Here is a 13,732-nt window from a genome sequence, read left to right on the forward strand (position 1 = left end):
TGCGTGAAAAATGTGGGGTACGGACGCAGGTGGGGATTTCCCCACTTTCGTAACGTCGCGTCATTTGCGATTGTGACCATGTTCCGTGAGTGGTGGCTTTAGGCCATGGAACGCAGAGACCGCACCCCGGCGATTTCCGGGCCCTGAGGTTTCACGCCGGTTCTGACGGGGCAATTCTGGCCCTGTCAGGCCGGCACTTCTTCCGGGGTTCCCGATCTCATCCCCAATGTCTCTTGGGGACCCCGGATTTTACTTTAGCGTCGCGGCGCAGCCCCATGATTTCCCTGCATGAAAACGAAAAAGCCGCCCCAATCAGGGACGGCTTTCGTAGGTGTCATCGGGGGCTGGATCAGCCCTGAGCGGCCTTGGCCACCTCGGCGGCGAAATCCTCGGCGACCTTTTCGATGCCTTCGCCAACCTGCATGCGGACAAAGCCGACGATCTCGGCGCCCGCATCAGCGGCGGCCTGACCAACGGTCTTGTCGGTGTCCATGACGAACTGCTGACCGGTCAGGGTCACTTCGCCCAGGAACTTTGCCATGCGGCCAACGATCATCTTTTCGATCACGGCGTCGGGCTTGCCGGATTCGCGGGCGATGTCGATCTGAACCTGCTTTTCCTTCTCGACCACGGCCGGGTCAAGCGAGGCTTCGTTCAGGGCCTGCGGGTTGGCCGCAGCGATATGCATCGCGATCTGCTTCCCGAAGGCTTCGTCGCCGCCTTTCAGCGCGACCAGAACGCCGATCTGGCCCATGCCGTCGGCAGCAGCGTTGTGCACGTACGAGGCAACGACGTCACCTTCGACCGATGCAATGCGGCGCACGGACATGTTTTCGCCGATGGTGGCGATCTTGTCGGTGATCACGTCGGCCACGGACTTGCCGCCCATGTCGGCCGCTTTCAGCGCTTCGACGTCGGACACCGTCAGCGCCACTTCGGCGATGCCGGCAACCATCTTCTGGAAGTCGGCGTTCTTGGCGACAAAGTCGGTTTCCGAGTTCACCTCGACGGCGACGCCCTTGCCGCCTTCGACCTTGACGGCCACCAGGCCTTCGGCTGCGGTGCGGTCGGATTTCTTGGCGGCCTTGGCCAGGCCCTTGGTGCGCAGCCAGTCAACGGCCGCTTCGATGTCGCCATCGGTTTCAACCAGGGCTTTCTTGGCATCCATCATGCCGGCGCCGGTCATTTCGCGCAGTTCTTTTACCTGTGCAGCTGTGATCGCCATGGGGGCTCTCCTCGAATGTATATACGGATCTGGGCGGCCCCGAAGGCCCGCCCGCTGTCTGTCACAAAACAGAAGTCGCGTGTGCGACAACCGCCAAGGCGCTTAGCCCTTTGCGTCGGCCAGCAGTTCTTCTGCGGGGGCGTCTTCGAGCGCGCCCAGGTCAACGCCTGCTGCTTCCATCTGGCCGGTCATGCCGTCCAGGGCAGCGCGGCTTGCCAGGTCGCAATACAGCGCGATGGCGCGGGCCGCGTCGTCGTTGCCGGGGATGATATAGTCGATGCCGGCGGGCGAGCAGTTGGTGTCGACGATGGCGACGACCGGGATGCCCAGCTTGTTGGCTTCGGCGATGGCCAGCGCTTCTTTCTTGACGTCGATGACGAACAGCATGTCCGGCACGCCGCCCATTTCACGGATGCCGCCCAGCGATGCCTGCAGCTTCAGCTGGTCGCGTTCCATGCCAAGACGCTCTTTCTTGGTCAGGCCTTCGGCGCCCTGCTCCATCAGCTCGTCGATTTTCTTCAGACGGTTGATCGACTGGGACACGGTCTGCCAGTTGGTCAGCGTGCCGCCCAACCAGCGGTGGTTCATGTAATACTGTGCGCATTTCTCGGCTGCATCGGCGATCGGCTGAGCCGCCTGACGCTTGGTTCCGACGAACAGCACGCGGCCGCCCTTGGCGACGGTGTCGCGGATTGCCTTCAGCGCCTGGTCCAGCATCGGGACGGTCTGCGTCAGGTCCATGATGTGGATGCCGTTGCGCGCGCCATAGATGAACTCGCCCATGCGGGGGTTCCAACGCTGCGTCTGGTGGCCAAAGTGAACGCCAGCTTCCAGCAGCTGACGCATGGTGAACTCAGGAAGAGCCATGCCTTGTATCCTTTCCGGTTTCATATCCTCGGCGGGGGATCAAGGCAGATGCCTCAACCGGTGGACGCTGGGGGATGTCTGTCCCAGGGCCCGCCCCCGCCTGCGGGGTTCGTGGCGCGCGTTTAGACCGGCGCGCCACGAATGGCAAGGGCCAAAGCGCCCTGCCCCATGTTTTACAGGAAAACCCGTTCGATGAACCAATAGGCCCCGACCAGCGCAATCCCGACCGAGGCAGGGATCGCCACGAAACGGCGGTAGGCCTCGAGCCGGTCAAGAAAGTTGACCGACAGCAGGCACATGACGCTAAGCGCCGCCAGCGGCCAGAAGAACACCGGCGCTTTGGCGCCCATGGTTTCCACGAACCCCGACCCATTCAAGGCAAGGCCAAGCCCGACGAACACCAGGGCCAGCCCGGCATAGACGATCTGCCCGGTGCGGATATCGACGTCACCCTCAATAGTGCGCTGCGCCAGCACCACCAGCAGAAAGGCCAGGGCGATCACCGTCAGCTGGCCGATTTCGACCCCGACGTTGAAGCCGATCAGCGCCGGGACGAACTGTGCCTCGGGCAGGCCGAATTCACCCAGCACGCTGGCAAAGCCAAGCCCGTGCAGCAAGCCAAAGACAAAGATCACCGCCGGGCGCCATTTGTGCAGCTTGTCCGACACGATGTTTTCGACCGCCACATAGACGATCGAGGCGGCGATGATCGGCTCGACGATGGATCCGGGGATGTTGACATAGCCCAGGGCACCCAGCGCCAGCGTCACCGTATGCGCCAGCGTAAAGGCCGAAATCTGCCACAGCAGCGGCCCCAGACGTGTCGACAGGAAGAACAGCCCCAACACGAACAGGATATGGTCCAGCCCCTTGGGCAGGATGTGGTCAAAGCCCACGGGAATATAGCTGGCAAAGGTCGCGGCGGCGCCCTTGGCATCGCCCCCCTGCACCGCGATCGGGCCGCTGGAATCGCCCGCCAGATAGCCGGTATAGCCGTCTTCGACGCCGACCTGGCGCAGGATCAGGGTGCCGTAGCGGGCGGGCCATTGCATGTCGACGGCTTCGGTGCCGCCCGGCAAGGCGGCCTGAAAGGTCAGGCGCGTGTCGCGCGGCAGGTCGGTATCGCCCACCTCGGGCACCTGCACCGCGACCAGCCCAAGATCGACGGGCGCACCATCGGCGCGCAGCGCCATGGCGGTCACCAGGTCGGGGGACTGCGCCCTCAGCCGCTGTTCGATGTCCTGCGGGGGCAGCGCGCGCAGCGCGTCGACGTCGTCCGAGCCGTCGGTTTCGTTGGTATCGCTGACGCCTTCCAGATCGACACCGGCCAAAAGCGCCTCGGCGTTCAGTTCCAGCGTCAGGGTCAGGGTGCCCTCGGCCGTCGACAAATCGCCGATGGCCGGGCGCACTTCGTGTGCCAGCGCCAGGTTGGCCGAGCCCAGCCAGATCAGAACCACCAAGAGAAATCGCATCACATCTTCCTTATATGCCACCTCGGGAAACTGAGGCAAAGCACCGGAAGTTCAAGCGAAAAACGACACGACCCCCTAAAGCTCGATGACAGCGACGTTGCGGCCCTTGGCGGCCAGGGCGATCTTGCCCTCGCACAGGCGCAGCGCGTCCTCGCCAAAGACGGTGCGCCGCCAGCCCGACAGCGCCGGAACATCACGCAACCCTGCGGCAATGGCGTCAAGGTCGGCGGCGGGCGCGATCAGCTTGGACGCCACCCCCGAGCTTTCTGTCCGCGCCTTGAGCAGAACCCGCAAGAGATCGGCCAGCGCCGGGTTCACCTGCAGTTTGTCGCGGCTTTGATCGACCTGCGGCAGCTTGGCCTTGGGGCAGTTCAGCCCGTCCTGCACGGCCTTCAGGATGCCGTCGGCGATATCGCCCTTGCGGGCCTCGCGCAGCAGCAGCCGCGAACGGCCCAGATCGGCATGGGTCACCGGCTTGGTCGAGGCCAGCTCGACCAGCGCATCATCCTTGAACACGCGGTTGCGCGGGATGTTGCGGGTCTGGGCATAGTCTTCGCGAAAGGCGGCCAGTTCGCGCACGATGGCCAGGAACTTGGGCGCGTTCGAGCGGGTGCGCACGCGCTGCCAGGCTTCTTCGGGGCGCGAGATATAGGTTTCCGGCGCGGTCAGGGTGTTCAGCTCTTCGGCGACCCAGGGCTGGCGGTTGGTTTCCTCCAGCTTGCGGGCGAGGAATTCATAGACCTGCCGCAGATGCGTGACATCGGCCAGGGCATAGGTCTTTTGCGCATCGGTCAGCGGGCGGCGCGACCAGTCGGTAAAGCGGCTGGATTTGTCGACCTGCGCCTTGGCGATGCGTTTGACCAGCGTTTCATAGCCGACCTGTTCACCAAAACCGCAGACCATGGCAGCAACCTGGGTGTCGAACAGCGGCGACGGGATCACCTTGTAGTCGATAAAGAAGATCTCGAGATCCTGGCGCGCGGCGTGGAACACCTTGACCACGTCCTCGTTGCGGAACAGGTCGATCAGCGGGTCCAGCGACAGCCCGTCGACCAGCGGATCGACCAGCACGGCGTTGCTGTCATCCTTGCCCGGAAGCGCCAGCTGGATCAGGCACAGCTTGGAATAATAGGTGCGTTCGCGCAGGAACTCGGTGTCGACGGTGACATAGGGCTGGTCTTTGGCTTGTTCGCAAAAGGCGGCCAGTTCTTCGGTCTTGGTAATGGTCTGCATTTGCAGGTGTTCTTCCTCGTTCTTCTGGTCCCGCCCGCTGTTACCCCGACCTTAGCCGATTTTGCGCCTTTGGGAAATTTAATCGCCCTGTAGCAGGACCGGGGTGCGGTCGCCGGATGCAAAACGTCGCAACACCGCAGGATAAAGCCGATGTTCCTGCACCAGAACCCGCGCGGCCAGCGCATCGGGGGTGTCGCCCGGCAGCACCGGCACCCGCGCCTGACCCAGAATCGGGCCATCGTCCAGCGCGGGGGTGACTTCGTGCACGGTGCAGCCGGCCTCGGAATCGCCCGCCTCCAGCGCGCGGGCGTGGGTGTGCAGGCCCTTGTACTTGGGCAGCAACGACGGGTGGATGTTCAGCATCCTGCCTGCCCAGGGCTGGACAAACCCCGCCGTCAGCACCCGCATAAAGCCCGCAAGGCAGATGATGTCGGGCTGATAGGGCGCCAATGCCTGTTGCAGCGCGTCCTCGAAGGCGGCGCGATCCTTGCCAAAGGGGCGGTGATCGACGGCCAGCGTGGCAATGCCCATCGCGGCCGCCTTTTGCAGCCCGCCCGCCTGCGGATCGTTCGAGGCGACAACCACGGCGCGCGCCGGGTGATCGCCTGTCATGCTTTCCACCAGCTTGATCATGTTCGAGCCGCCGCCCGAAATCAGGATCGCGACCTTTTTCACGACAGCGCGCCCTCGTAGGCGACGCCGGGTTTGTCGGTGACCGTTCCCAGCGGATAGACGGTTTCGCCCGCGCCTTGCAGTACCTCGGTCAACGCCGCGGCCTTGTCGGCGGCGACCACCAGGATCATGCCGATGCCGCAGTTGAAGGTCTTGAGCATCTCGGCGCTTTCGATGTTGCCGGTTTCCTGCATCCATTTGAACACGGGCGGCAGATCCCAGGCGTTCAGGTCGATCAATGCGCCCATGCCCTCGGGCAGAACGCGCGGCAGGTTTTCGGTCAGACCGCCGCCGGTGATATGGGCCAGCGCATGCACGCCCCCTGCCCTGACCGCATCCAGTGCCGGTTTCACATACAGGCGTGTCGGCGTCAGCAAGGCCGCGCCAAGCGAGCCTTCGCCAAAGGGGCAATCAGCCTCCCAGCCAAGGCCGGAAATCTCGACCAGCTTGCGGACCAGCGAATAGCCGTTCGAATGCACCCCGTCCGAAGCCAGACCCAGCAGAACATCGCCCTGCGCCACACCTGCGGGCAGGTCCGAGCCACGCTCCATCGCGCCGACGGCAAAGCCCGCAAGGTCGAAATCGCCCGCCGGGTACATGCCCGGCATTTCCGCCGTCTCGCCGCCGATCAGGGCACAGCCGGATTGCGCGCAACCCGTCGCGATGCCTTCGATCACGCGGGCGGCGGTGTCGGTGTCCAGCTTGCCGGTGGCAAAGTAGTCGAGGAAAAACAGCGGCTCGGCGCCCTGGCAAACCAGATCGTTGACGCACATGGCGACAAGGTCGATGCCGACGCCGTCCACATGGCCGGTGTCGATGGCGATGCGCAGCTTGGTGCCGACGCCGTCGGTGGCCGCCACAAGGATCGGGTCGCTGTATCCCGCGCCCTTAAGGTCGAACAGCGCGCCAAAGCCGCCAAGGCCGGACATCACGCCGGGACGGTTGGTTTTCTTTGCAGCCGGTTTGATGCGGTCCACAAGGGCGTTGCCCGCGTCGATATCCACGCCGGCCTGCGCATAGGTCACTGGGGTTTTGGCTTCGCTCATGACGCCCTCCTTGGCACTTTGGCGCCGCGATAGCCGATTGTGCGCCGTCCTGCAATGTCCCTGCTTGACGCTGTGGGACTCTCTGGTAGTCAAGTCGCCACGGTGGGCCTGTAGCTCAATTGGTTAGAGCAGGGCGCTCATAACGCCTTGGTTGGGGGTTCGAGTCCCTCCGGGCCTACCATCCCACCGCTTTGCCCGAAGCACCGCAGTGGCGCCCGGCGCGCGCGGTCAGGGCGTGTCAGACCGGCTCCCGCCCTGCCCCAGCGCCTTTTCGATGGCCATGATCAGATCACTGCGCGACACCGGTTTCATCAGGCGGATATCCTCGGGCAGCAGACCGTTGCCGTGCACTGTCGCCTCGTTGGCATAGCCTGACATGAAGACCACTGGCAGATCGGGGCGATGGGCGCGCAGCGCCTTGGCCAAAGTGGTGCCCTGCTTTTCCCCCGGCATGACGATGTCGGTCAGCAAAAGGTCAAAGTGCAGTCCTTCTTGGAACATGGCATAGGCTTCGTCCCCTGAACGGGCGGTGTGAACGGTGTAACCCACTTTGGTCAGCATCGTGTCCAGCACCTGCAGGACGCCATGTTCATCCTCAACCACCAGGATTTCGGCGCTGCCTTGCCCCACGATGCCCGTGTCCCGGGCGCGGGCGGTTTCGACCTGGGCGCCGCGCGACAGGGCCTTGAAATACAGCTTGAAGGTCGTGCCAACGCCCGGTTCGGAGTAGACCCGGACCGTGCCCCCCGATTGCTTCATGAAGCCCAGGATCATCGACAGCCCCAGGCCCGACCCCATCCCCTGCGGCTTGGTCGTGTAGAAGGGTTCAAAGATATGGGCGCGCACCTCGTCGGGAATCCCGTGGCCGGTGTCGCTGACCGCCAGCATGACATAGCGCCCCGGCGCGAGATCCTCGTGCCGGCTTTGGACATAGTGTTCGTCGATGCGCACGTTCGATGTTTCGATGGTCAACCGGCCGCCCTGGGGCATGGCATCGCGGGCGTTCAACACCAGGTTGAGAATCGCGCTTTCGGTCGAGCTGATGTCTGCTTCGATCGGCCAGAGCCCGGCCAGAAGCGAGGTTTCGACATCAATGTTTTCCGGCAGGGTCCGGCCGATCCAGTTCTTGGACTTGCGGGCCACGTCGTTCAGGTCCAGCACTTCCATCGTCAGCCGCGATTTGCGGGCAAAGGCCAGCATGTTCTTGTTCAGGTCGGCGCCGCGGTGCACGGCCTCGATGCCTGCGTCGATCAGTTCGATCAGCGTCGGTTTGTCCAAATCGCCGCGCAGCAGTTCCAGGTTGCCCAGGATGACGGCCAGAAGGTTGTTGAAATCATGGGCGATCCCGCCCGTCAGCTTGCCGATGGCCTCAAGCCGCTGACCATGGGCCAGGGCTTCCTCGGCGGCGTGGCGGTCGGTGATGTCCAGCATGATGCCTTCCAGCTCGACCTCGCCGTTGTCCATGCGCACCGGGCGTCCGCGATCAAAGACCCACTTGGTCGAACCGTCGCGCAGGGTGATGGGATATTCGACCTCGTAGGGGACGTCGCGCGCCACGGCGTCGCGCAGCAGCGCTTCGATGCGCGCCCGGTCTGCCGAATCCATCTCAAGGCCCGGCAGATCGCCTTGCAGGGCCCAGTCGTCGCCGCCCAGCGCAGGATCGACGAAATGGCGCAGATAGCCGCGGCTGCGATAGATATTGCTGAACACGGCATCCCATTTCACCCGGTACACGGCGCCGGGCAGATGGTCGATGATGCTGGTCAGGCGGCCCTGTTGCAGCTGCAACTGCGCCTGGATGCGCGCGTTTTCGGTGATGTCCAAAAGCACCCCATGCGTCGCCACCAGATCGCCCTGGGCATTGAGCACCGGTTCGGCGTGGTGATGCAGGGTGCGTTCGGTCCCGTCGTCGCGCACGATGCGCATGGTCATCTCGTAACCGGCCTTGGTCTGGCGCGCTGTTTTCAGCACCTGGTCAAAGCGGTCCCGGTCGTCGCTGTGCACCCAGGCCAGCCGATCCTGATGCGAGGCCGTGCGCCGCAACAGTTCCTCGACCGAAACGCCATAGATTTCCTCGAGCTCGGACGAGCAATAGGTGCAGCGGTCGTTGACTTCGTCCCAGGTCCAATGGCCCAGGCGCGCGATATGCGAAGCGTGCTTGAATTTCTGTTCACTTTCCGAAAGCGCAAGGCTTTGACGCACCCGTTGCGTCACGTCGCGCGCGGTGCCGTAATAGCCGACATAGCGGCCCTGTTCGTCGAATTTTGGCAGGCCGGAAATCTCGGCATAGTGGATGCCATCGCCCGCCAGATCGGCGCCGACGACAAAGCCGGTCACGCGCTTGTGCTGCGCCATCCGCGATTTCAGGCTTTCCCAATCGCCGTGCAGCGGCGTCAGGACGGGGACCTCCCACAGGCGCTTGCCGATATAATCCTTTGGCATCTGGCCGTCATTGGCCTGATTGCCTTCGAGAAACTGAAAGCGCAGGTCGGTGTCGGTTTCCCACAGCCAGTCGGTGGCCAGTTCGGTATAGACCTTCAGGCGTTGTTCATGCGTCCCGGCGGCCTGTTCCGAAATCACCCGGCCCCAATGTTCGATGGACAACGCCACCAGATCGGAAATCGCAAAGGCAAAGTTGCGCTCGGCCTCGGTCCAGTCACGCGGGCCTTCGACCGTTTCGATGCAAACGATCCCGGTCAGGCCGGTGTAGGTCCGAACCGGGCAATCAAGCATGGCGCGCACCCCGGTCCGCACCAGGTAATCGGGAACCAGCCCGGCGCATCGCGGATCGTTCAGGGTGTCACGGATCGGCAGAACGCAGTTTTCATTGATCGCGTCAAAATAGGCCTGCGCGGCGTCGGCGTTCAGCGTCGCGGTGTCGCGCAGCAATCCGGCCTCGCTGTCCCATTGCACCAGAACGCTCAGCCGGGATTTGTCGGTGCTCAGCTCCCATATGCCGACACGGCGGACACCCAGGGATTGCGACAGCAATTTGCAGAAATACAAAAGGCATTCGTCGAAATCCAGGGCGCTGAATTCGCGTTTGGTCACCACATCGCGCAGAATTTCGTTCAGTCGCTGATTGCCTTCTTCACCTGTTTTGGCCATTTCGGTCGACTTTTCCAATTCCATTGTAATGCGCCCGCTCAGTTATCGCGCAGTTTGTGGTTGAAACAAAAGCGGAAATACCAGTTTTCCCGCTTTGGGGCGCGCTGCCTGAGTGTCGAGCCTGTCACAGCCGGCGAAACATGGGCACACAAAAGGCTTGGCCGCCCCCTCAGATCGCGCGCCAGGCATTGGCGCGCCGTTCCCAGCGTTGCACGATCAGGTATTCGATCAGCAGCATGACGGCGGTAAAGCTGAAAGCATAGGCCAGCACCATCGCCGTATCGAAAAGCTGGAAATACAAGTGAATCTGGAACCCCACCCCGTTCGAGCGGCCAAGGAATTCGACCACCAGAACGATTTTCCAGATCACCGCCAGACCATTGCGCGTGCTGGCCGCGACAAAGGGGCCAAGCTGCGGCCAGATCACATGCACCAGGCGGCGCGGCAGGCTCATCTTGTACAGGCGGGCCATGTCGGACACGCCGGGGTCCATGGCCCGCACCCCTTCTCGGATCGTCACTGTCACCATGGCCGTCTTGTTCAGGGCGACGGCGACGATGGCGGCCAGCTCGTTCAAGCCGATCCACAGATAGCACAGCACGATGACCACCAGCGCCGGTACATTCAGCAGCACCGTGACCCAAGGATCGGCCCAGCGGTTCAGCCGCGGCATCAGCCCCAGCACGATGCCCAGCGCGCAGCCCACCGACATCGCCAGCCCAAAGGCCAGAATCACCCGCCACAGCGTCGAGGACACATGCAGCCACAGCTTGCCAGAAGCGGCCTCTTTGGCGATGGCGCGCGCGACGGTCGCAGGCGTCGGCAGCACCGACGGATCATTGCCCAGCCAGGCGGCCAGCCACCAAAGCGCCAAAAGCCCGCAAAGCGAGATCAGCGTCACATGCAAGGGCGCGCGGGTCCTGTCGTCCATGGGTCCTCCTTGCCGGGCAGACTAGCCCATGGCGTCACGGATTTGCCCTAGAACCAAGGTCGCATATGCCGGTGTCGCGCGCTTGCATAGTCTGCGCGATCATGTGGAACGCATATATCCTTACCGCCTTGTTCTGGCTTGTAACCTGCGTCGCCGGGCAGGCCGCGCCCAGCGACCGCGAAACCATCGAGGCGCGCATCTTTGCCCCCATGGCGCTGGGCGATCTGGATCCGGAAAACGGCGTCTACGACCTGCTCAACTCCGGCGGGGCGCATGCGGGCTATGTCTTTGAAACCGAACCGATGGCCCCCCTGCCCGGCTTTTCCGGCGCGCCGATCAACATGCTGGTGGTGCTCGACCTCGAAGGGCGCTTTCTGGACGTGCAGCTGTTGGAGCATAACGAGCCGATCTTTGTCTCGGGCCTGGGCGAGGCGCCGTTTCACGCCTTCATGGAGCAGTATCGCGGCCATTCCATTTCCGACAGTCTGGTGGTCGGCACGCCCTATGGTTCCGGGGCTGGCGGGTCGGGGCTGGTTTACCTGGATGGCGTGACCAAGGCCACGGCCAGCGTCCGCATCGCTCATGAATCGATCCTGGCCGCCGCCCTGCAGGTGGCGCGCGAAAAGATGGGCGGCATCGCCGCAGGCCCCCCCGCCTTTCCAAACCCCGAAGTCGACGAGCCGCTGGACTGGCAGGCGGTTCTGGACCAGGGGCTGATCACCCACAAACGCGTCACCAACGCCGAGGTGCAGGCCCTGTTCGAAGGCACCACATGGGACGACGACGACCCCGAGGCGCTGGACGCGCCCGAAGATCCCTATCTGGACCTCTGGGTGGCCGATCTTGGGCCGCGGTCCATCGCCCGCGCCCTGCTGTCGCCCGATACCCTGGACGAGCTGGACCATTTCACCGCCATCTCGGGCTTTGACGAACCGATCCTGCTGATCGAAACCGCAAGGCACGGGCTGGTGTCCGACGAATTCGTCCGCAACACCGCGCCTGACCTGATCGGCGCCCAGCAGGGCGGGTTTCCCGTGGCCCTGCGCGATGCCGACATCTTTGTCGAACTGTCCCGGGATCTGCCCGATGCGCTGCAGGACGGCGTGGCGATGATCCTGCGCACCGACCGGCGGCTGGGCTTTGATCCGGCCAGCCCCTGGGAGATTTCGATCAAGGCGGTCCGCGAACACGGGATGTTCCAACCCGAGATCGGCAGTGTTACCCTGACCGCCACGCACCAGACGCCCGAACGCTTTTTCACGCGCCCCGGCCAGGTGCAGAAATTGTCCCCTTTTCAAGAGGCGGTGCGCAACCGGCAGGACGACATGATTGCAGCAGGAGTTTTTCTGCTGGCTCTTATCCCCTTGTTATTCCTCGCACAGTCCTGGCTTGCAGGGCAGAAATTCTACACTCCGATCCGCTTGGGCGTGCTTGCGGTGGTGCTGGGCTTTGTCGGCTGGTGGGGTCAGGGGCAATTGTCGATCGTCACGCCCCTGGCCAGCCTTCAGGCGGTGCTTTCGGTCGGCAGCCTGGCCTTCTTGCTGTATGATCCGTTTTCGCTGCTGATCTGGGGCGCGGCCATTGCCGGGTTCGTGCTGTGGGGGCGCGGGCTGTTCTGCGGCTGGCTGTGCCCCTTTGGCGCCTTGCAGGAATTTGCCCACCATCTGGGCCGCCTTCTGCGCCTGCCGCGGATCGAACCTTCGCGGCTTTGGGACCAGCGGCTGAAGAAACTGAAGTACGTGGCGCTGGCGGGTCTGGTGCTGGTCACGGTCTTTGCCCCGTCCTACATGGACAAGGCGGCCGAGATCGAACCCTTCAAGACCGCCATCACGACGTTTTTCCTGCGCGAATGGTACTATGCCGCCTATGCCGCGCTGTGGCTGGGGTTGGGGCTGTTCACCTTCAAGGGGTTCTGCCGCTATCTGTGCCCGCTTGGCGCGCTGATGGCGATTGGCGGCGTGCTGCGCCTGCGCAAGTGGATTCCGCGCCGGGTGGAATGCGGATCGCCCTGCCAGCTGTGCCGGGTCAAGTGCAGCTATGGCGCCATCCGCAAGACCGGCGAAATCCAGTACGACGAATGTTTCCAATGCCTCGACTGCGTGACGATCCACGACAGTGCCAGCCAATGCGTGCCGTTGATCCTGAAGGCGCGCAGCCAGAAACGCGCGCCCGATCTTGGCCGCCAGCCCAGCGGGACACCTGCCGAATGAACCGTCGCCGTTTTCTGACCCTTGCCGCCGCCTTTGCCTGCGCACCGCGTTTTGCCCATGCTGCCACCTGGCAAGGTCGGGCGCTGGGGGCCGAAGTGTCGGTCACGCTGAGCGGCCCACGCGACGCGGTCGATCCGGCCTTGGCCGCGATCCCGCGCAAGCTGGAACAGATCGAAGACCTGTTCAGCCTTTACCGCCCGAATTCGGTACTGGCGCGCCTGAACCGGGACGGCGCCGCCGTGGCGCCCGGCCTGTTCACGCAGCTTCTGGATCAGGTTTCGCAGGCCCATGACCTGACGGACGGGCTGTTCGATCCGACGGTCCAGCCGCTGTGGAAGGCGCTGGCCCGGGGCACTGACCCTGCCCCGGCCCGGGCGCTGATCGGCTGGAACCGGGTGCGCCGCGATGTTGGCGGCCGGGTCCGGCTGGGCAGCGGGCAGGCGCTTACCCTGAACGGCATCGCGCAAGGCTTTGCCACCGACCTGATCCGAAGCGACCTGCAGGCGCAGGGCTTTGACCGCGCGCTGATCGACATCGGCGAGATCGCGGCGCTGGGCGGACCCTATCGCCTGGGGCTGCAGGACCCGGAGTTCGGGGTGATAGGCCAACGGGTTTTGACCGCCGGCGCGATTGCCAGTTCCAGCCCCGGCGCGCTGTCGCTTGGAACGCAGGCGCATATCCTTGGTCCGCAAGGACAGCCGCCGCTGTGGTCCACCGTCAGCATCGAAGCGCAAAGCGCCACCCTCGCCGACGCCCTGTCGACCGCCGCGGTCTTTCTGCCGGTCGAACGGTTGCGGCGGCTCAAGGATCAGGCGCAGTTGCGGCGCATCACCCTGGTCGATCACGACGGCAACTTGCGCACGATCCAGGGCAGCTGACGCACAGTCCCGCGTCAAACCCCGGCCGCAGCGCAGGAATTGCGCTGCCGTCACGCCAAGGCTTGCGCTGCTGCGCGGACAAGGTCAAAA

10 protein-coding genes and 1 tRNA gene are annotated in these 13,732 nt (G+C 63.9%); 3 read left to right on the forward strand and 8 right to left on the reverse strand.

The window, feature by feature from the left end; genetic code table 11:
* Window positions 1-349: 349 nt before the first annotated feature.
* From tsf to purM, 6 genes are all read right to left on the reverse strand, one after another.
* Window positions 350-1,225 carry a translation elongation factor Ts gene (gene tsf / locus QF118_RS12900; RefSeq protein WP_282299462.1) on the reverse strand — a complete coding sequence of 292 codons (876 nt, stop codon included), beginning with the start codon at window positions 1,223-1,225 and terminating at the stop codon, window positions 350-352.
* Between the two features lie 102 nt (window positions 1,226-1,327).
* Window positions 1,328-2,092 (reverse strand): 30S ribosomal protein S2, encoded by a 765-nt coding sequence (gene rpsB / locus QF118_RS12905; RefSeq protein WP_282299463.1) that lies wholly within the window; start codon window positions 2,090-2,092, stop codon window positions 1,328-1,330.
* Window positions 2,093-2,265: 173 nt separating this feature from the next.
* Complete coding sequence (locus QF118_RS12910; RefSeq protein WP_282299464.1) at window positions 2,266-3,564, reverse strand: HupE/UreJ family protein; 1,299 nt, start codon at window positions 3,562-3,564, stop codon at window positions 2,266-2,268.
* 75 nt (window positions 3,565-3,639) lie between these two features.
* Window positions 3,640-4,797 carry a ribonuclease D gene (rnd, locus tag QF118_RS12915; RefSeq protein WP_282299465.1) on the reverse strand — a complete coding sequence of 386 codons (1,158 nt, stop codon included), beginning with the start codon at window positions 4,795-4,797 and terminating at the stop codon, window positions 3,640-3,642.
* A gap of 78 nt (window positions 4,798-4,875) precedes the next feature.
* Window positions 4,876-5,472 carry a phosphoribosylglycinamide formyltransferase gene (purN, locus tag QF118_RS12920; RefSeq protein ID WP_282299466.1) on the reverse strand — a complete coding sequence of 199 codons (597 nt, stop codon included), beginning with the start codon at window positions 5,470-5,472 and terminating at the stop codon, window positions 4,876-4,878.
* Window positions 5,469-6,515: a phosphoribosylformylglycinamidine cyclo-ligase gene (gene purM, locus QF118_RS12925; RefSeq protein WP_282299467.1), complete on the reverse strand. Its 1,047-nt coding sequence runs from the start codon at window positions 6,513-6,515 to the stop codon at window positions 5,469-5,471. Before purM ends, purN begins: the two co-directional genes overlap by 4 nt.
* Window positions 6,516-6,619: 104 nt before the next feature.
* Here purM and QF118_RS12930 point away from each other — a divergent pair.
* A tRNA-Ile gene (locus QF118_RS12930) sits at window positions 6,620-6,696 on the forward strand.
* A gap of 47 nt (window positions 6,697-6,743) precedes the next feature.
* Here the strand turns inward: QF118_RS12930 and QF118_RS12935 are convergent.
* Complete coding sequence (locus QF118_RS12935) at window positions 6,744-9,623, reverse strand: PAS domain S-box protein (RefSeq protein WP_282299468.1); 2,880 nt, start codon at window positions 9,621-9,623, stop codon at window positions 6,744-6,746.
* A 169-nt stretch (window positions 9,624-9,792) separates the two neighbouring features.
* Complete coding sequence (locus QF118_RS12940) at window positions 9,793-10,554, reverse strand: ABC transporter permease (RefSeq protein ID WP_282299469.1); 762 nt, start codon at window positions 10,552-10,554, stop codon at window positions 9,793-9,795.
* Between the two features lie 101 nt (window positions 10,555-10,655).
* On the opposite strand from QF118_RS12940, the gene QF118_RS12945 reads away from it, so the two are divergent.
* Window positions 10,656-12,764, forward strand: coding sequence for a 4Fe-4S binding protein (locus QF118_RS12945; RefSeq protein WP_282299470.1), 2,109 nt, complete (start codon window positions 10,656-10,658; stop codon window positions 12,762-12,764).
* A complete protein-coding gene (locus QF118_RS12950) occupies window positions 12,761-13,642 on the forward strand; it encodes an FAD:protein FMN transferase (protein ID WP_282299471.1) in 882 nt (293 codons plus the stop codon). Before QF118_RS12945 ends, QF118_RS12950 begins: the two co-directional genes overlap by 4 nt.
* Window positions 13,643-13,732: the final 90 nt, after the last annotated feature.

The sequence above is a fragment of the Tropicibacter oceani genome (assembly GCF_029958925.1).
Classification (GTDB): domain Bacteria; phylum Pseudomonadota; class Alphaproteobacteria; order Rhodobacterales; family Rhodobacteraceae; genus Pacificoceanicola; species Pacificoceanicola oceani.